The following is a 16623-nucleotide window of genomic DNA, read 5'->3' as shown; positions in this document are numbered from 1 at the left end:
GGAAACGAATCGATGAAACGGGCAGATGCGCTTGGCGTGCTGGTTGCCGTTTCCTGTGCAGCCATTCCCGGCATGGCCCATGCCGACGTGCTGCAGATCGGTGCAAGCGGCGCTGAATGGGTCGCCGGAGGTCCGGCCTCCCTGCCCCCGCCATCCGACCTTGCCCAGATAGACCCGTCTTCCGGCGTCGGCTTCATCGGCAGCACCGTCGCCAAGGCCCCGGAAGAAGTCGAATCGACACCGCTTGAGGTCGATTCCCAGCTTCATCCCCAATCCATCACCGATGCGCTCGATGCCGCAGGCCCTACCCGCTGGCGCGAACGCGTGGCGCAGCTTGCCGCCAAGTACGATATCAGCCCGACCCTGCTCGAAGCCGTTGTCTGGCAGGAAAGCCGGTGGAACGAACTGGCACTTTCGCCCGTGGGGGCGCGCGGACTGGCGCAGCTCATGCCCGGAACCGCCGCACAGATGGGCGTCGATCCCGGCGACCCGATCGCCAACCTCGAAGGCGGCGCGCGGTATCTGCGTATGCAACTGGATGCATTCGGGGGCGATATCGAAAAGGCGCTGGCCGCCTACAACGCCGGCCCCGCGCGCGTGCTCAAGGCCGGCGGCGTTCCGAACATCCGCGAAACCAGGGCCTACGTCGCCTCGATCATGGCGCGGCTCACCGCTCCCGTGCGGCAGTAAGACATCAAAGTCCGCCGCTGAAACACACAAAAAAGCGCGCCACCTTGCGGTAGCGCGCCTTTTCACCGCCTTGCGGCGCCATGCGTCAGCCCAGAAGCTTCTGCGCGATGGCGCGCACGTCGTCGCGCATGTCGGGACGGTCGAGCGCGATCGCCAGCGTGGCCTCGACGAAGCCGACCTTCGAACCGCAGTCGAAACGGCGGCCATTGAAGGTGACTGCGTGGAACGGCTGCTGACCGATCAGCTTGGCCATGGAATCGGTCAGCTGGATTTCGCCGCCCGCCCCCTTGCCCTGCGTTTCCAGCAGACCCATGACTTCGGGTTGCAGGATGTAGCGGCCCGAAACGATCTTGTTCGAAGGCGCCTCTTCCACCTTGGGTTTTTCCACCAGGCCCTTGACCTCGGTGAGATTCCCGCGGCTTTCGCCCGGCGCGATCACGCCATAGCTCGACACTTCCTCATGCGGCACTTCCAGCACCGAAACGAGGTTGCCGCCCACTTCGTTGTAGGCCTCGATCATCTGCCCCATGCAGCCCGGCGAGCCGTACATCAGTTCATCAGGCAGGAAGATCGCGAAGGGCTCGTCCCCCACGACCGCGCGGGCGCACCACACCGCATGGCCCAGACCCATCGGCACCTGCTGACGCACGGTGACGAGGTTGCCGGGCTGGATGCGCGTGGGCTCAAGCGGGTCGAGCGACTTGCCGCGCCCGGTCATGGTCGCTTCAAGTTCATAGGCGGTATCGAAATGCTCGACGATGGCGGTCTTTCCACGGCCGGTCACGAAGACGAATTCCTCGATTCCCGCTTCACGCGCCTCGTCCACGGCGTACTGGATCAGCGGCCGATCGACGACGGGAAGAAGCTCCTTCGGAATTGCCTTGGTGGCGGGAAGGAAACGGGTGCCGAGACCGGCAACGGGAAAGACGGCTTTTCGGACCGGCTTACGGAAGTTCTTGTCACTCATGGGTCTGGATAATGCCTCGCTCATGTTGCGGTTGCGTTTAAAGCCCGGAAATAGTTTCAGCGCAACAATCGCATTGCTGCATCGCACCCAACTTTTAATCCGCCGCGAATTTGCATGCCCTCCCGTTGAAGCCCGCGCGCAAGACGCTAAAGGACTTGGCATGGACAAGATCATCATCGAGGGCGGCAAGCGCCTTACCGGCACCATTCCCGTCTCCGGCGCGAAGAACGCCGCGCTTACGCTGCTGCCTTGCGCGCTGCTGACCGAAGAACCGCTGACGCTGCGCAACCTGCCGCGCCTTGCGGACATCGACGGTTTCCAGCACCTGATGAACCAGTTCGGCGTCTCCACCGCGATCGCCGGCAGCCGCCCGGAAGACTTCGGCCGCGTCATGACCCTGCAGGGCACGCGCATCACCAGTTCGGTCGCGCCTTACGATCTGGTGCGCAAGATGCGCGCCTCGATCCTGGTTCTCGGCCCGATGCTGGCCCGCATGGGCGAGGCGACCGTGTCGCTGCCCGGCGGCTGCGCCATCGGCAACCGCCCGATCGACCTTCATCTCAAGGCGCTTGAAGCACTGGGCGCGAAAATCGAGATGGCGGCGGGCTACGTAAAGGCGATCGCGCCGGACGGCGGCCTGCCGGGCGGGCGCTATTCGTTCCCGGTCGTCTCCGTCGGCGCCACCGAAAACGCACTGATGGCCGCGGTGCTGTGCAAGGGCAAGTCCACCCTGCACAATGCCGCGCGCGAACCGGAAATCGTCGACTTGTGCAACCTGCTTGTCGCGATGGGCGCTCAGATCGAAGGGATCGGCACCAGCGACCTTACCATCCACGGCGTCGATCGCCTGCACGGCGCGACCTACATGGTCATGCCCGACCGTATCGAGGCCGGTTCCTACGCCTGCGCCGCGGCCATCACCGGCGGTGAAGTGCTGCTCAAGGGTGCGAAGATCGAAGACATGGAAGCCACCGTGCAGGCGCTGCGCGACGCGGGCGTCCACGTCGAGCCCAGGGCAGACGGCCTCCACGTCGCTTCCGACGGCAAGCTGCGCCCGGTGACAATTTCCACCGCCCCCTACCCCGGCTTCGCCACCGACATGCAGGCCCAGCTGATGGCGCTGCTGTGCATGGCCGAAGGGTCCAGCGTGCTGACCGAGACGATCTTCGAGAACCGCTACATGCACGTTCCCGAACTCAACCGCATGGGCGCTCGGATCGAGACCAAGGGCCGCACGGCTATCGTCCACGGTGTTGCCGGGCTGACCGGCGCCGATGTGATGGCTACCGATCTGCGCGCCTCGATGAGCCTGGTCATCGCCGGTCTTGCCGCAAAGGGCCAGACGCAGGTTCACCGCCTCTACCACCTCGATCGCGGTTATGAGCGGCTTGAGGAGAAGCTCGCACTGGTCGGCGCGCAGATCGAACGTGTCGGCGGCGACTGAGGCAACAGTCCGGAAACAAGTCAGGCCCATCGCGCGTTGCCCCGGTTGAATTGCCGAGAGGAGAGACGACATGGGCCTGATCAAGTTGGCGGCCGCCGGTGCGGTCGGCTACGCCCTCTACAAATATGCCACTGAAAAGAAGCAGGAAGCCCAGTTTGCAGGCGGTGTTCGCGATTCCGGTCCGGAACACATGACCACACCGCCGCGCAGCTGGGACAAGACTGACGAGGCCGTCGATGAAAGCTTCCCTGCAAGCGATCCGCCCTCGACTTACTGAATACCGATGTGGTCGCATCAAGGGCGGGAGAAGCACAGCTTCCCTGCCCTTTTTGCTGCCTGTCGCAAACGGCCGCGCTTCGACCGATTCCCCTTAGGGACGGGGGAACGATTTGTTCACCTAAGCCGTTGAAACCCTTGTCGGAGCGCCGGGATGGCCGCCTCCGGAACGGGAAGAAGACGATGGCGATCCACTTTGTCGCGGACCTGAACTTCAACGGCGACAGCGCCCTTCACGCGATTCCCTACGGCTTTCCCGACAATACCGAAATGGCCCGCCGCATCTGCGAGGTCTGGCGCGCTCGTGTTGCTGCTGACGACATCGTGTGGATCCTTGGCAACGTCGGCAATCCCGTCCACCTCGGCGGCCTGCCTGGAGTCAAGCATCTGGTGCGCGCTTCCGGCGATCCCCTGCCGTGGAACTGCCTGGCTACAGGCCGCTATGCCAGCGTTTGCGACGTGCGGCGCCTCGATACGGCTCATGGCACCATCACGCTCATCAACGACCCCACGAAGGCGCCGGAGGGCGATACGCGGGTACTGCACGGCCACACCCGGCACCCTTGGCAGCGCAAGGGCCACACCTGCGTCGCCATACATGAGATCGGCTGGGGTCCGGTCAGCCTTGATATGCTGATGCTCGGCGCGGGTGAAGCAAGGCTCAGCCGGGCCGCGTGATCGCCATCCCGTGATCACCGTCCCGTGATCGCCGGGCCAGCGCCGAAGTTGCCAGCCACACCCTGACCGCCCCCGCCAGCCCCGGCGGTGTTTCGGCTTCCAGTCGTTCCGCGTCAATGCGCGCCACAAGCGCGTTCACCGGCACACCTTCACGCGTGGCGGCCTGCTTGAGCAGTTCCCAGAACACGGGTTCCAGGCTGATCGAGGTCTTGTGACCGGCAATTTCGACCGAGCGCTTGACCGGAGGATGATAGGGCGTGGGCATCTCGGCTCAATTTAGCTGCCCTTCCCCCCGCCGAAAACCCCTGAAATCCGCCGAAGTTCATTAGCCGATACCATTCTATAGCAAGGTATCTTGCCTTGACCTGTATTTTTCCATGCACGGTATCTTGCAACACACAGTAGCTGGCTATACACAATGGACATCCGCAGGAGATGATTCGATGTCCGAAATCGAAATCCAGTTGAAGAAAGGGGTGCTGGGCCTTTGCGTCCTGGCCCTGCTCTCGCGGGGGGATAGCTACGCCTACGAGATCGCAAGCCGCATGGCCGACGCGGTCGATATGGGCGAAGGCACGATCTACCCGCTGATGCGCCGCATGCAGTCCGAAGGTCTGGTGAAGACTTATCTTGAGGAATCGCCCTCCGGCCCGCCGCGCAAGTATTACAGCCTTACCGAAACCGGCCGCTCGCGCCTTGCCGAGCAAGTCGCCGAATGGCGCGGCTTCACCAAGGCCGTCGACACACTGATCGACGACTCCACCACCGAAGTGGCAGCAGTTCAGGAAGGCCCAGTTCAGGAAGGAGAGCCCGGCCATGATGCGTAATGAATTCATCAAGCGCCTGAAGGCGGGCCTCAAGGGCATGCCCCAGGACGCCATCGACGATATCGTCGCCGACTACGAAGAACACTTCGCAGCCGGACTCGCCGAGGGCCGCAGCGAAGAGGAGGTCGCCGCGGCCCTCGGAAACCCAAGCCGTCTGGCCCGCGAACTGCGCTTCGAAACCGGCTTCCGCAACTGGAAGAGCGAACGCACGCCCGGCGCGGCCTGGAGCGCGATCATCGCCTTCATGGGGCTGGCCACGATCGACATCCTGATCCTGCTGCCGATCGTGCTGCCGGTGCTAGGGGTGCTGTTCGGGCTGTTCGTGGCGGTTCTGGCGATCTTCATCGCCGGCGGCTTCGTGCTGATCGTCGGGCCGTTCAGCGGCTTTCCCGGCGGTATCCTCGTCGCCCTGCTCTGCGGCCTTGGCATGATGAGCGCATCGGTCGCCATCGGCGCCCTGCTCACGCTGGTCGGGGTCTGGATCGTCAATGCCCTGATGTGGTTCGGCCGCCTGCACTACCGCGTGCTCGAACCCGCAATCCACTCCGAAGACTGACGCGAAAGATAGGAAGGACCAAGAGATGCTCAGGAAACTGCTCATCGTATTCGCCAGCGGCCTGATCCTGTCGATCGCCGCCTTCGCCCTCGCCTGGACCATCGGCGGCGAGAAAATGAGACAGGAGTTCCAGACCAACGGCTGGTACTTCAACGACGATGACTCCGGCCACCACGATCAGGGGCCCCGCAAGACCCGCGTGTTCGCCATCCAGTCGGGCAGCCAGCTGGCCATGGAAGTCCCGGTCGACCTCGAATTCATCCGTGGCGACAAGGCCGAGATGACCGTGGAAGGCCCTGCCGGCGTCGTCGACCGGCTGGTCTGGGAAAACGGGCGCCTTTCGATCGATGGCTCCGCCCGGATCCATCGCGGCCTCAAGGTGCGGATCACCGCCCCCGAGATCGCCGGGCTTGACCTTGACGCACCGGGCGACGTTAACCTGCACGGGCTCGATCAGGAAGCCCTGCGCATCAACGCCCGCGGCGCCATCGACCTTGAAGCTTCGGGCAAGGTCGCGCGGACCTTCGTCACCTCCGACGGCGCTGGCAGCCTCGATCTGGGCAAGGTCGAAGGCCGCGACGCCACGATCCGCATCAACGGCGTGGGCGACGTGACCATCGGCGCGACCGGCGTGGTCGATGTGGAAATCAACGGCGCGGGCAACGTCACCCTCGTCCGCAAGCCGGCAACGCTGCGCAGCCGGATGAACGGCATCGGCGATATCGACCACGATTACTAAGAAACGTTCCACGTGGAACAACGAAGGCCCGCGCCGTCATTGACGGCGCGGGCTTTTCATATCAGGCCGCCGCGCGCCGCAATCTGTCGTTGATGGCCGCGCCGATATCTCCTTCCGGGATCGGGGCAACGGCGATACGCGGCTGAGGCGCGCTCGCTCCGGCATGAAGCAGCGCATAAAGGCGCGATGCCGCCTCGATCAGATCGCCCGTGGCCGACAGGGACACATCCCCGCGCACACTGCCGAACCCGATATGAAACTCATCTGCCTCAGCCTCGACAGCATCGAGCCGCACCGGCTTGCCCGGCGCATAGTGGCTTGCCAGTTGCCCCGGCGCCTCGATCGCCTGCAAGGTCACAGGCTCGCTTGCGCCGCCAAGCACAGCCGCGATGCGATCCTCGGCGATGGGACCGGGGCGCAGCACTTGCCAGCGTCCCCCTTCCCGCAGCGCGACGATCGTGGATTCAAGCCCGGCCTCGCACGCCCCGCCATCGATCACGGCATCCACGTTCGCACCAAGCGAGGCTACCACATGCGCCGCCTCGGTCGGGCTCACACCACCGCTGCGATTGGCGGACGGCGCCGCGATGGGCAGACCGGTCGCTGCGATCACCGCGCGCATCACCGGATGGGCCGGACAGCGCAGCGCGATCGTCGGCAGCCCGGCAGTGACGGCCGCCGCAACCGGAGCCCCTTCGCGAAGGGGCAACACCATGGTCAAGGCACCGGGCCAGAATGCCTCAGCCAGCGCCAATGCCCGCGCATCGAACTCGGCCAGCTTCCGCGCAGAGCCAAGGTCTTCCACGTGGACGATCAGCGGATTGAAGCTCGGCCGTCCCTTGGCCCGATAGATCGCCGCAACGGACTGGTCCCGGTCGGCCCTTGCGGACAGGCCGTAGACGGTCTCAGTCGGCACCGCGACAAGGCCCCCTTCCCGCAACAGCCGCGCGGCGACGGCAATCCCGGCGGGGCCTGCTTCAAGCATCTCGGGTTGGGTGGCGTGGTCCATACCCCGCCGCTATAGCCCCACGGCGACGAATGCCAAGGACATGCACAAGATGACGATCCAGCCTGCCGAGCATACTCAGGTTCTCACCCGCATCGCGCAAGCGCTGGAACGCCTCGTTCCGCCCGCACCGGCGGTCACCGACTGGCTGGCACACCCCGCCTATGTATGGACCGGAAACGCGGCGCGTCCGGTGGAACGCCTCGATGCCCCGGCACTCACCCTCCTGCGCGGGATCGACGGCCAGAAGGACCGCGTCGTCACCAATGTGGAGCGCCTTGCCGCCGGTCATGCCGCGCACGACATGCTGCTGTGGGGATCGCGCGGCATGGGCAAGTCCGCCCTGCTGCGCGCCGCCGTCAAATCCGCCGACGCCGCACACCCCGGCCGCATCGCGCTGGTTCAGGTGGCGCAGGAAGCACTTTCCGGCGTGACTGACCTGTTCGCCGCCTTGGGCAAGGTGAACCGCAGCTTCCTCGTCTTCATCGACGATCTCGGCTTCGAGGAAGGCGATGGTGCCGGCCCGCGCATCCTGCGCTCATGGCTGGAAGGCGGCGTAGAGGCACGCCCCGCCAACGTGCGCCTTGCCGTTACGTCGAACCGCCGCGCGATCGTCGGCCGCTCGATGGCGGAACAGGACGATCCCATAAACGCGCGCGACGCGGTGGACGAAAAGCTGGCGCTGGCCGACCGCTTCGGCCTGTCGATCGGCTTCCACAACTGCGATCAGGATTCCTACCTTGCCATCATCGGCGGCTATGCCGGTGAATTCGGGCTGGAGTGGGAGCCTGCCGATGCGCTGGAATGGTCGCGGCGGCGTGGGGCGCGCTCGGGGCGCGTGGCCTGGCAGTATGTCAACGAACTGGCAGGACGGGCAGGAAAGACGATTTAACGCAGGGGCTAATACCCACCCCTGCACCCCGAAACTGTCGTCGTCGTGCGCGTAGCCACTGTGATGCAGGCTCGACGACGACAGCTTCGTCTTTCTGCTTACTGCGGCAGCAGCCTGTCATCTTCCTTGCGGAAACCACCCATCAGCTTCGCCGCCTCTTCCGGAGAAGTCGGGTCCTTGATGTCCTCACGCGGTTTCATGTGCTCGGTGACGACCGGCTTGATCTCCGGCGAAGGCTGCGCCCCCGGCGATACCACGCGCCAGATGATCCCGGCGGTATCGTCGCTGACGAGCAACGCACCGCCCTTGTCCCACGTGACCCAGGTGGGACGACCGTGCGTATCGCCATTGTCCTTGAGGAACCCGGTCAGCACCGGCTGCGGCTTGACGTCCTTCGGGTTGCCATTGGCGTCGAAGGGGATGAACACCACGTCGTAGCCCGCCGAGGGGCGGCGATTCCACGAACCGTGACGGGCGATGAAGACACCGTTCTCGAAGCCTTGGCCCATGCGGTTGCCACCATTGGCAAAGGTCAGCCCCAGCGCCGAAACATGTGCGCCCAGCGCATATTCGGGCTTGCGGGTATATTCGATCATGTAGGTCTGCATCGGCCACTGCACGCGTTCATCGAACGTGTCCTTCCAGTAGACCCACGGCCAGCCGTACTGCGCGCCCACGGGCACGTTGGTCAGGTAATCCGGCACGAGATCGGGGCCGAGCATGTCGCGCTCCTGCACCGTGGCCCACATCTCGCCTGTGGAGGGGTTCCAGCCCAGGCCGTTGGGATTGCGCATGCCCACGGCAAACTGGCGGCGACGCGCGGTCTGCACATCGACCTCCCAGATCATCGCGCGGCCGGTTTCGGCCTCCGTGCCTTCATCGGCGATGTTGGTCTTGGAGCCCACCGCGACGTAAAGGTGCTTGCCGTCCGGGCTCAGCAGAAGATTGCGCATCCAGTGCCCGCCGCCCGGCATGTCCATCATCTTGCGCAGCGGCTTGCCGGGCAGCGATGTATCGCCCGGCGTGAAGGCATATTCATAGACCGCGTCGTGATTGGCGATGTACAGCTTGCCGTCGCGATAGGCCATGCCTGAGGGCGATTGCAGACCTTCGCTGCGCAAGGTGTAGCGCCCTTCGGCCTTGCCGTCACCATCGGCGTCGCGCAGCAGGACGATGCGGTTGGGCGAAGGATCGCCCGCGCCGACCCGGCCCATGATCACGTTCTTGACGAAGGCGGTAAAGCCCGGCGCACCTTCACGCGGGGGCGCGTTCGTTTCGGCGACAAGGATATCGCCATTAGGCAGCGTCAGCATCGTGCGCGGGTGATCCAGCCCTTCGGCAAAGCGCGAAACCGTCAACCCGGCCGCAGCCTTGGGCGTTTCACCGGCCGCCCAGCCCACCGGCTTGGCCAGCTTGATGCTGGGGATCCACTGCGGCTTGGGTTCGACCAGCTGCGGGTTCTTGCCCATGGTCGCATCGCTCGGCAGCTCCGAGGTGTTGGAATGGACGCCCCAGTACACGAACCCGGCGGCAGCCAGGACGATCACGGCAGAGGCGATGGCGGTCTTCTTGACGATCGGATTCATGCACCAAGAGATAGAACCGCTCTGGCTGGCCGACAACAGAGAGTTGCGCTAATGCGCCCTCATGTACGACTTTGCCGCAGACGCCGACCTTCCCAAGCCCGAACTCTACAGCGCCCTTGCCCGCGCCGCCGATGCGCTGGTTCAGGGAGAACCCGATGCCATCGCCAATATGGCGAACCTGGCTGCGGTGATCTGGCAGTTCGTGCCCGACCTCAACTGGGCCGGCTTCTACCGCACGGTAGCGGATGAACTGGTGCTCGGCCCGTTCATGGGCAAGCCCGCCTGCATCCGCATCCCGTTCGGCCGCGGCGTGTGCGGCACCGCTGCGGCGCTTGGCACCACGCAGGTCGTGCCGGACGTCCACGCCTTCCCCGGCCATATCGCCTGCGATGCGGACAGCCGCTCCGAACTGGTCGTGCCGGTCCTGCGCGACGGCAAGGTCATCGCCGTGATCGACCTCGACAGCCCCACTCCCGGCCGCTTCGATGATGAAGACGCCGCCGGAATGCAGCTTCTGGCGCAAGTCGTCGCGCTGGCGATCTGAACCGCGTCAAAACGGGACATTACCCCCACCTTCTCGCAAGATGCTTGGTTTTGCGGGGATCACGATGCTAAATTTCGCGTTAACTGACGGGGCTGATTTTTCGCGCCCTGTCGTTTTCGCGAAAGGGTGCCATCGATGCGTCTTCCCCTGCATTCCGTCGTCCTTGCGACGCTGTCGTTCACCGCATCCCCGGCGCTTGCGCATGATTGGCCTGAGCCCCCGGCTTATGGTTACAACCACGACAGCGGCTACGACCCGCGCGAAGCATGGCTCGCCGATTGCCGCCAGCGCCTTTCCTCTCGCGATTCCGGGGTTGGCGGCGCTGTCATCGGCGGTGTCGTCGGAGGGCTTGCCGGCAACCGGATCGCCGGGCGCGGAAATCGCACGGTGGGCACCGTAGCTGGCGCTGCCGTTGGTGCCGTCGCCGGAGCCGCGATCGACAAGGCCGAGGATCGCGGCCGCAACCGTGACGAGTGCGAAGCCTATCTCGACGATTACTACGCCCGCTACCAGACCGGGGGCGGTTATCCGGGCTATGGGCCGGGCTATGGTCAAGGTTACGGGTCGAGCTATGCCTCCGGCTATGGTGCACCGCAGGGCTACTACCCGGCTTATGGCTACCCCCAGCAGGGTTGCTGCATGACGCAGCCCATGATGATAGTCCCGGTCGCCCAGCCCAAGCCGAACTGCACCGAGACCATCGAATACGTCTATGAAGACGTGCCGGTCCGCCCTGCCCGTCGCGCCATCCCGCGCCGGACCAAAGTGGTCCCGGACAAGCGGGTGAAGATCGTTCCCGATAAGCGGGTGCCGATCAGGTAAGCGTCAGATGGCGCCGCCGGTCAGCCGCTGGCAGATCAGATCCAGCTGATCGAGCGTCGCATAGCGGATCGTTACGGTGCCGGTCGAAGGATCGGCATCAGCGCTGATCTTCACCGGCAGGCCGAGGAATTCCTCAAGGTGGTTCTGCACCGCAGCGATATCCGCGTCTTCGGACGCATTGCGCGCTGCGCGGGCAGAGCGACGGGGCGCCGCATCGCCGCGCTGCTTCTTACGGACCAGCTTTTCCACGTCGCGCACCGACATCTGCTTGGAGACGGCGGCCTCTGCAATGTCCTCTGCATCGTCGCAGCCGATCAGCGCGCGGGCATGGCCCATCGACAGATCGCCCTTCTCGACCAACCCGATCACGCCATCCGGCAGCGCCAGCAGGCGCTGGAAGTTGGCGACATGGCTGCGGCTCTTGTCGACCATCCGGGCGATCTCGGCCTGGGTCATGCCTTCCAATTCGGCAAGGCGGTTGTAAGCGCGCGCTTCTTCGATCGGGTTGAGATCTTCGCGTTGAAGGTTCTCGATCAGCGCCAGCGCCATGACCTCACGGTCCGACAGCTCGCGAACGAGAGCCGGAATCTCGTGAAGCTGCGCCTTCTGCGCCGCGCGCCAGCGACGTTCGCCGGCCACCAGCTGATAGCGGCCATTGTCGAGCGGACGCACGATGATGGGCTGGATCACCCCGCGCTGCGCGATCGACGCGGCCAGTTCTTCCAGCGCCGATTCCTCGAAATAGCGGCGCGGCTGATGCGGATCGGGCTTGATGTCCGAGATCGACAGCACCGCCAGACCGCCACGTGAAGGGGCTACCGTGCCACCCTCGCCCGTCGCCGCCACCGGCTCCTCGCGCCGGGTTTCGCCCAGCAGCGCGCCAAGGCCACGGCCAAGACCCTTGGGCTTCTGCCCGGCCGCCTTGGGCTGGGGTACGCTGAAGCGCACGATGGAATCGTCGTTCATGCCGCTTTCCTCTTTTCGGGCAGTCGCGTGATCAGCTCACGGGCAAGCGCCATATAGGCGCGGCTGCCGGCGCAAGCGTGATCGTAGATGAGCGCCGGAACCCCATGGCTCGGCGCTTCGGAGAGCCGCACGTTGCGCGGAATGACGGTTTCGAACACCAGCTTGCCCAGCACCGATCGCACGTCGTCGGAAACCTGTTCCGTCAGGCGATTGCGGCGATCGTACATGGTCAGCGCGATGCCGATGATGCCAAGGTCCGGGTTGAAGCGCTGCTGCACCCGCTCCACCGTCTGCAGCAGCTGGCTGAGCCCTTCGAGCGCAAAGAACTCACACTGCAAAGGCACCAGCAGCGTGTCCGCAGCATTGAGCGCGTTCAGCGTCAGCAAGCCCAGCGAAGGCGGGCAGTCGATCAGGCAGACATCGTAGCCAAGTTCAGGCGTCAGCGTGCGTTGCAGGCGATGCGCGCGATCATCGGCGCTGACCAGTTCGACTTCGGCCCCGGACAAGTCCACCGTTGCGGGAAGCAGATCAAGATTGGGTATCCGCGTCGGCATGACGCACTGCGATACCGGCACCTTGTCGACAAGAACGTCATAGGATGACGCCTCACGTTCGGAAGCCCCTACTCCGATGCCGGTGGAGGCATTGCCCTGCGGGTCAAGATCGATCAGCAGGGTCTTCCAGCCGGTGGCCGCCAGCGCAGTTGCGACGTTGATCGCCGTCGTCGTCTTTCCGACGCCGCCTTTCTGGTTGGCGATGGCAATGCGAATCACCCGTTCTTACCCTTCCCGCCGGCGAGCGTGCCGACAATGATGCCTGCCTGCGGGTCCGTCAGGGACTGTTCCACGTGGAACACATGCCGCCACTTGCGAAGGTCTTCCAATTCTTGACCGGCAGACCGCCCTTTGGGCAACAGGAACACGGTGTCACTTGTGGAAAATCGGGCGGATAACGTCAGCAATTTTTCAAGAGGCGCAAAAGCACGCGCCGAGATGACTGCCGCCTGACGCGTTTCGACAAGTTCAAGCCGTTGCCCGACCACAGATGCACAATCCAGTCCCATCGCGATTCGCGCGCGATCGAGCCACTCGATTCGCCGCGCGCGCGACTCGACCATGATCACCTCGCACTCCGGCCGAAGCGCCGCGATCACGAGGCCGGGGAATCCTGCCCCGGTTCCCAGATCCATCCACGGCGTCGATGTTTCACGTGGAACATACGACAGCAGTTGCGCGCTATCGACGATGTGCCGCAGCCAGACCTGATCGAGACTGGCCGCAGATACAAGGTTCTGGCGCTGGTTCTCTTCGGCCAGCATGGCAACCAGAAGTTCCAGCCGTTCCATCGCCGCAGCATCGCATTCGGGCAGCGCGCGCAACCATTCGCGCGCTTCGTCTTCAGTGGTGATCACGCAGCCTCCCTGCGGGCGTGGACAAGCAGCGCCGCCAGCGCCGCCGGAGTAATTCCCGGAATGCGCCCTGCCGCTGCAAGGGTTGCCGGGCGGGCACGGGTGAGCCGCTCGACCATCTCGCGCGAAAGGCCGGCAATCCGGTCATACGGAAAATCGTCACCAAGCGTCAGCGCCTCACTGGCGCGCAAGTCGCGCAGTTCACGCTCCTGCCGTTCAAGATAGGGCGCGTAAGCTGCGTCCTCGGCCATCTCTTCAAGCAGGTCGGCATCGGCCCGCAAGGCAGGATCGATCCATGGCGAAAGTCCCGCGATATCGACGCCGCCGAAGCGCAGCCATTCGCGCAGCGGCAAACGCCCTGCGTCGGACCGCACCGGCAGTCCTGCCGCCGCCAGCTCGGTCGACGCCAGCGGAGCGTCGAAGGCAGCGCCCAGTGCCGCCCTCGCCTCTTCGCGGCGGCGGAACCATTCGCGGCGTGCGGCGCCAGCTGCGCCGACCGCGATTGCCAGCGGAGTGAGCCGCGTTGTCGTGTTGTTGGCGCGCAGACGCAAACGATACTCCGCGCGCGCGGTCAGCATTCGGTACGGCTCACTGACGCCGTGCAGCGTCAGATCGTCCACCATCACCGCCATGTAGCTGTTCGCCCGATCAAGCGCAGGTCCATCACGGCCCAAAACCGCCGCCGCCGCATGCAGTCCTGCGACCAGACCTTGCGCAGCGGCCTCCTCGTAGCCGGTAGTCCCATTGATCTGCCCCGCACAATAGAGGCCGGGAATTTCGCGCAGTTCAAGGCTGGTGCGCAAGGCGCGCGGATCGATATGATCGTACTCCACGGCATAGCCCGGAACCACCATCTCCACCGTTTCAAGCCCGTCCATGGTGCGCAGCATTTCCAGCTGCACATCGGCGGGCAAGGACGTGCTGATGCCGTTGGGATAGACCAGATGCGTGGTAAGCCCCTCCGGCTCCAGGAAAATCTGGTGCCCATCGCGATCGGCGAAGCGATGAATCTTGTCCTCGATCGAAGGGCAATAGCGTGGCCCCTGTGCCCCGATCGCACCCGAAAACAGGGGCGAACGATGAAGGTTCGCGCGGATCACGTCATGGCTGCGCGCATTGGTGCGGGTGATCGCGCAGAACACCTGCGGCACCGTGCGCCGCTGCTCCATCGCCGACATGGTCCAGCTTTCGCCGTCGGAGGGCTGCTCATCAAGGCGGGACCAGTCGATCGTGCGACCATCGAGCCTGGGCGGCGTGCCGGTCTTGAGGCGGGCCATCGGCAGCGCGGCCTCACGCATCTGGGCGGCAAGCCGCTGCGCCGATGCCTCGCCGATACGGCCGCCAACCAGACGCTCTTCGCCTCGGAACAGCGTGCCGCCAAGGAAGGTGCCGGTACACAGGATCGTTGCGGGCGCGGTCAGCCGGGTGCCGTCCGCCAGTTCGATGCCGACCGCCCGACCACCTTGGAGCACCAGCGCGGCGGCCTCTCCGGCAACCAGCGTCAGATCGCCCTGCTCTTTCAGCAGCCGCTGAATCGCCGCCTTGAACAATACGCGGTCCGCCTGAACCCGTGGCCCCTGAACGGCGCTGCCTTTCGACCGGTTGAGCATGCGGTAGTGGATCGCAGCTGCATCGGCTGCACGGGCGATCAACCCATCGAAGGCATCAACCTCGCGGACAAGGTGCCCCTTCCCCAGCCCGCCGATAGCGGGGTTGCAGCTCATCGCCCCGACCGCATCGAGGTCAAAGCTGACAAGCGCAACGCGCGCGCCCATGCGTGCGGCCACGGCCGCCGCCTCGCAGCCGGCATGGCCGCCGCCGATCACGATCACGTCGAAGGAGTGCATGAAGCGGCCTTTACCGCGTCGCGGATTTCACGTCAAAGCACCTCGGCATGTTCCACGTGGAACATCGCTTATTTTCCGATGCAGAACCGCCCGAAAAGCGCATCGAGCATGTCTTCCGTGGTCGTGCGGCCCACCAGCCCGTCGAACGCCACGCGCGCGCGCCTAAGGCATTCGGCAACAAGCAGCGGATCACGTTCGTGCCGCGCTGACCGCAATGCCACCTCCGCATCAGCCAGGAAGGCATGCTGCCGGGCGTTCAGCGCGGCATCACCGGGACGCGGCATCGTGCTTCGCGCTGTCTCCACCAGATCGCCGCGAAGCGAATCCAGGCCCTCTCCAGTCACCGCCGAAATCGCGTGACGCGCGGCGGGATTGGATGGCGCCGTTGCGGTATCGATCTGCGGGGTAACTTCCCACGCGTCCGCCGGGCCCTCCCCCGGCGCGCCAAGCCAGAGCACAAGATCCGCCCGATCGAGCGCGGCGCGGGCGCGGTCGATGCCGATCGCTTCGATCACGTCGTCCGTCTCGTCACGCAGGCCTGCAGTATCGGCGAATACGAAAGGAACCCCGCCAATCGCCACCGCGCGCGTCAGAACATCGCGTGTCGTTCCGGCAAGCGGCGCGGTGATCGCCGCCTCATCCTCAACCAGCGCATTGAACAGCGTGCTCTTGCCCGCGTTGGGCGGACCCGCCAGCACCACGCGAAACCCTTCGCGCAGAGTCTCTGCACGGGGACGCGAAAGCCAGTCGGCTACCTCGGCCGCGAGATGATCGATGCGTGTAAGGAAGTCTGCGGGGAGGTCTGCAACGTCATCCTCATCCCCGAAATCGAGAACGGCCTCAACCGCAGCCGATGCCGTGAGAACCCGCATGCGCCAGTCGTCAACCTGCCGGGACAAGGCACCACCCGCCATGGCCACCGCGCTGCGCCGCTGCAATTCGGTTTCCGCCGAAAGCAGGTCGGCCAGCCCTTCGGCTTCGGCAAGGTCGATGCGCCCATTGGCAAATGCACGCCGGGTGAATTCGCCTGCGACCGCCCGCCGCAGACCGGGAAGTTCGGTCAGCGCAGACTCTACCGCAGCAACCACGGCCTTTCCGCCATGCAGGTGCAGTTCGGCAAGATCTTCGCCCGTTGCGGTATTGGGGCCGGGAAACCAGAGCACCAGAGCATGATCGAGCACTGTTTCACGTGAAACACTCAAGGCACGATAGCTGGCCCGGCGAGGCTGCGGAATGCTCCCGGAAAGGCGCGTGAGCGCCTCTCCCGCGCAAGGCCCGCTGATGCGGACCACTGCGATGGCGGCAGGCGGCGAGCCGCTGGAAAGTGCGAAGATGGTATCGTCCATTCCGGCGCTGCCTAGCAGGGAGCCGGACG

The 16623-nt window shown here is 65.0% G+C and carries 19 protein-coding genes; 10 read left to right on the top strand and 9 right to left on the bottom strand.

The features are described from left to right. The first annotated feature begins 12 nt into the window (after positions 1 to 12). Positions 13 to 690 (top strand): lytic transglycosylase domain-containing protein, encoded by a 678-nt coding sequence (locus tag A8V01_RS27525; protein ID WP_103099419.1) that lies wholly within the window; start codon positions 13 to 15, stop codon positions 688 to 690. Between the two features lie 85 nt (positions 691 to 775). On the opposite strand, the gene A8V01_RS27520 is transcribed toward A8V01_RS27525, so the two are convergent. Beyond that, entirely contained in the window at positions 776 to 1657 is an 882-nt protein-coding gene (locus A8V01_RS27520; protein WP_103099418.1) for a UTP--glucose-1-phosphate uridylyltransferase, read from the bottom strand. Positions 1658 to 1817: 160 nt separating this feature from the next. On the opposite strand from A8V01_RS27520, the gene murA reads away from it, so the two are divergent. The 3 genes from murA (at position 1818) to A8V01_RS27505 (ending at position 4055) form a co-directional block, all read left to right on the top strand. Further along, positions 1818 to 3101 carry a UDP-N-acetylglucosamine 1-carboxyvinyltransferase gene (murA, locus tag A8V01_RS27515; protein WP_103099417.1) on the top strand — a complete coding sequence of 428 codons (1284 nt, stop codon included), beginning with the start codon at positions 1818 to 1820 and terminating at the stop codon, positions 3099 to 3101. 70 nt (positions 3102 to 3171) lie between these two features. Continuing rightward, positions 3172 to 3378: a hypothetical protein gene (locus A8V01_RS27510; protein ID WP_103099416.1), complete on the top strand. Its 207-nt coding sequence runs from the start codon at positions 3172 to 3174 to the stop codon at positions 3376 to 3378. A gap of 182 nt (positions 3379 to 3560) precedes the next feature. Further along, positions 3561 to 4055, top strand: a complete 495-nt coding sequence (locus A8V01_RS27505; RefSeq protein WP_103099415.1) for a metallophosphoesterase family protein — start codon at positions 3561 to 3563, stop codon at positions 4053 to 4055. Here the strand turns inward: A8V01_RS27505 and A8V01_RS27500 are convergent. Beyond that, on the bottom strand, positions 4039 to 4320 hold the full coding sequence (locus A8V01_RS27500; RefSeq protein WP_103099414.1) for a ribbon-helix-helix domain-containing protein: 282 nt from the start codon (positions 4318 to 4320) through the stop codon (positions 4039 to 4041). The genes A8V01_RS27505 and A8V01_RS27500 overlap by 17 nt on opposite strands. 178 nt (positions 4321 to 4498) lie before the next feature. On the opposite strand from A8V01_RS27500, the gene A8V01_RS27495 reads away from it, so the two are divergent. Genes A8V01_RS27495 through A8V01_RS27485 form a run of 3 tightly spaced genes read left to right on the top strand, consistent with a single transcriptional unit; the run spans position 4499 to position 6177 of the window. After that, on the top strand, positions 4499 to 4882 hold the full coding sequence (locus tag A8V01_RS27495; protein ID WP_103099413.1) for a PadR family transcriptional regulator: 384 nt from the start codon (positions 4499 to 4501) through the stop codon (positions 4880 to 4882). Continuing rightward, a complete protein-coding gene (locus A8V01_RS27490) occupies positions 4872 to 5438 on the top strand; it encodes a DUF1700 domain-containing protein (RefSeq protein WP_103099412.1) in 567 nt (188 codons plus the stop codon). Before A8V01_RS27495 ends, A8V01_RS27490 begins: the two co-directional genes overlap by 11 nt. Before the next feature lie 25 nt (positions 5439 to 5463). After that, entirely contained in the window at positions 5464 to 6177 is a 714-nt protein-coding gene (locus A8V01_RS27485; protein ID WP_103099411.1) for a GIN domain-containing protein, read from the top strand. Between the two features lie 61 nt (positions 6178 to 6238). Here A8V01_RS27485 and A8V01_RS27480 read toward each other — a convergent pair whose 3' ends face one another. Beyond that, the gene (locus tag A8V01_RS27480) at positions 6239 to 7186 is read right to left on the bottom strand and encodes an L-threonylcarbamoyladenylate synthase (protein WP_103099410.1); all 948 of its coding nucleotides are present in this window, start codon (positions 7184 to 7186) and stop codon (positions 6239 to 6241) included. A 49-nt stretch (positions 7187 to 7235) separates the two neighbouring features. Between A8V01_RS27480 and A8V01_RS27475 the strand changes: the two genes are divergently transcribed. After that, on the top strand, positions 7236 to 8075 hold the full coding sequence (locus A8V01_RS27475; protein WP_103099497.1) for a DUF815 domain-containing protein: 840 nt from the start codon (positions 7236 to 7238) through the stop codon (positions 8073 to 8075). 98 nt (positions 8076 to 8173) lie between these two features. Here the strand turns inward: A8V01_RS27475 and A8V01_RS27470 are convergent, their stop codons facing one another. Continuing rightward, entirely contained in the window at positions 8174 to 9661 is a 1488-nt protein-coding gene (locus A8V01_RS27470) for a PQQ-dependent sugar dehydrogenase (RefSeq protein WP_103099409.1), read from the bottom strand. Between the two features lie 61 nt (positions 9662 to 9722). On the opposite strand from A8V01_RS27470, the gene A8V01_RS27465 reads away from it, so the two are divergent. Both A8V01_RS27465 and A8V01_RS27460 read left to right on the top strand, forming a co-directional pair. After that, positions 9723 to 10205 carry a GAF domain-containing protein gene (locus tag A8V01_RS27465; RefSeq protein ID WP_103099408.1) on the top strand — a complete coding sequence of 161 codons (483 nt, stop codon included), beginning with the start codon at positions 9723 to 9725 and terminating at the stop codon, positions 10203 to 10205. A 135-nt stretch (positions 10206 to 10340) separates the two neighbouring features. Beyond that, positions 10341 to 11027 (top strand): glycine zipper 2TM domain-containing protein, encoded by a 687-nt coding sequence (locus tag A8V01_RS27460; RefSeq protein WP_103099407.1) that lies wholly within the window; start codon positions 10341 to 10343, stop codon positions 11025 to 11027. Between the two features lie 3 nt (positions 11028 to 11030). On the opposite strand, the gene A8V01_RS27455 is transcribed toward A8V01_RS27460, so the two are convergent. The 5 genes from A8V01_RS27455 to mnmE form a co-directional block, all read right to left on the bottom strand. Beyond that, entirely contained in the window at positions 11031 to 11993 is a 963-nt protein-coding gene (locus tag A8V01_RS27455) for a ParB/RepB/Spo0J family partition protein (protein ID WP_103099406.1), read from the bottom strand. After that, the gene (locus tag A8V01_RS27450; protein WP_103099405.1) at positions 11990 to 12766 is read right to left on the bottom strand and encodes a ParA family protein; all 777 of its coding nucleotides are present in this window, start codon (positions 12764 to 12766) and stop codon (positions 11990 to 11992) included. Before A8V01_RS27450 ends, A8V01_RS27455 begins: the two co-directional genes overlap by 4 nt. Beyond that, positions 12763 to 13404, bottom strand: coding sequence for a 16S rRNA (guanine(527)-N(7))-methyltransferase RsmG (rsmG, locus tag A8V01_RS27445; protein WP_103099404.1), 642 nt, complete (start codon positions 13402 to 13404; stop codon positions 12763 to 12765). The genes A8V01_RS27450 and rsmG overlap by 4 nt, the downstream gene beginning before the upstream one ends. Continuing rightward, complete coding sequence (mnmG, locus tag A8V01_RS27440) at positions 13401 to 15248, bottom strand: tRNA uridine-5-carboxymethylaminomethyl(34) synthesis enzyme MnmG (RefSeq protein ID WP_103099403.1); 1848 nt, start codon at positions 15246 to 15248, stop codon at positions 13401 to 13403. Before mnmG ends, rsmG begins: the two co-directional genes overlap by 4 nt. Before the next feature lie 68 nt (positions 15249 to 15316). Beyond that, entirely contained in the window at positions 15317 to 16594 is a 1278-nt protein-coding gene (mnmE, locus tag A8V01_RS27435) for a tRNA uridine-5-carboxymethylaminomethyl(34) synthesis GTPase MnmE (RefSeq protein WP_103099402.1), read from the bottom strand. Between the last annotated feature and the right edge of the window lie 29 nt (positions 16595 to 16623).

It is taken from the genome of Novosphingobium guangzhouense (assembly GCF_002896965.1).
GTDB lineage: Bacteria > Pseudomonadota > Alphaproteobacteria > Sphingomonadales > Sphingomonadaceae > Novosphingobium > Novosphingobium guangzhouense.
The sequence above is the reverse complement of the archived record's forward strand: the minus strand, read 5'-3'. Positions and strand labels throughout refer to the sequence as shown.

Excerpts from the sequence above, each read along its gene's own strand:
- A8V01_RS27480 (WP_103099410.1), bottom strand. The coding sequence starts at position 7,186 with ATGGACCACGCCACCCAACCCGAGATGCTTGAAGCAGGCCCCGCCGGG.
- A8V01_RS27525 (WP_103099419.1), top strand. The coding sequence starts at position 13 with ATGAAACGGGCAGATGCGCTTGGCGTGCTGGTTGCCGTTTCCTGTGCA.
- murA (WP_103099417.1), top strand. The coding sequence starts at position 1,818 with ATGGACAAGATCATCATCGAGGGCGGCAAGCGCCTTACCGGCACCATT.
- A8V01_RS27495 (WP_103099413.1), top strand. The coding sequence starts at position 4,499 with ATGTCCGAAATCGAAATCCAGTTGAAGAAAGGGGTGCTGGGCCTTTGC.
- A8V01_RS27510 (WP_103099416.1), top strand. The coding sequence starts at position 3,172 with ATGGGCCTGATCAAGTTGGCGGCCGCCGGTGCGGTCGGCTACGCCCTC.
- A8V01_RS27470 (WP_103099409.1), bottom strand. The coding sequence starts at position 9,661 with ATGAATCCGATCGTCAAGAAGACCGCCATCGCCTCTGCCGTGATCGTC.
- A8V01_RS27455 (WP_103099406.1), bottom strand. The coding sequence starts at position 11,993 with ATGAACGACGATTCCATCGTGCGCTTCAGCGTACCCCAGCCCAAGGCG.
- A8V01_RS27490 (WP_103099412.1), top strand. The coding sequence starts at position 4,872 with ATGATGCGTAATGAATTCATCAAGCGCCTGAAGGCGGGCCTCAAGGGC.
- A8V01_RS27485 (WP_103099411.1), top strand. The coding sequence starts at position 5,464 with ATGCTCAGGAAACTGCTCATCGTATTCGCCAGCGGCCTGATCCTGTCG.
- A8V01_RS27505 (WP_103099415.1), top strand. The coding sequence starts at position 3,561 with ATGGCGATCCACTTTGTCGCGGACCTGAACTTCAACGGCGACAGCGCC.
- A8V01_RS27520 (WP_103099418.1), bottom strand. The coding sequence starts at position 1,657 with ATGAGTGACAAGAACTTCCGTAAGCCGGTCCGAAAAGCCGTCTTTCCC.
- A8V01_RS27460 (WP_103099407.1), top strand. The coding sequence starts at position 10,341 with ATGCGTCTTCCCCTGCATTCCGTCGTCCTTGCGACGCTGTCGTTCACC.
- mnmG (WP_103099403.1), bottom strand. The coding sequence starts at position 15,248 with ATGCACTCCTTCGACGTGATCGTGATCGGCGGCGGCCATGCCGGCTGC.
- A8V01_RS27465 (WP_103099408.1), top strand. The coding sequence starts at position 9,723 with ATGTACGACTTTGCCGCAGACGCCGACCTTCCCAAGCCCGAACTCTAC.
- A8V01_RS27475 (WP_103099497.1), top strand. The coding sequence starts at position 7,236 with ATGACGATCCAGCCTGCCGAGCATACTCAGGTTCTCACCCGCATCGCG.
- A8V01_RS27500 (WP_103099414.1), bottom strand. The coding sequence starts at position 4,320 with ATGCCCACGCCCTATCATCCTCCGGTCAAGCGCTCGGTCGAAATTGCC.
- mnmE (WP_103099402.1), bottom strand. The coding sequence starts at position 16,594 with ATGGACGATACCATCTTCGCACTTTCCAGCGGCTCGCCGCCTGCCGCC.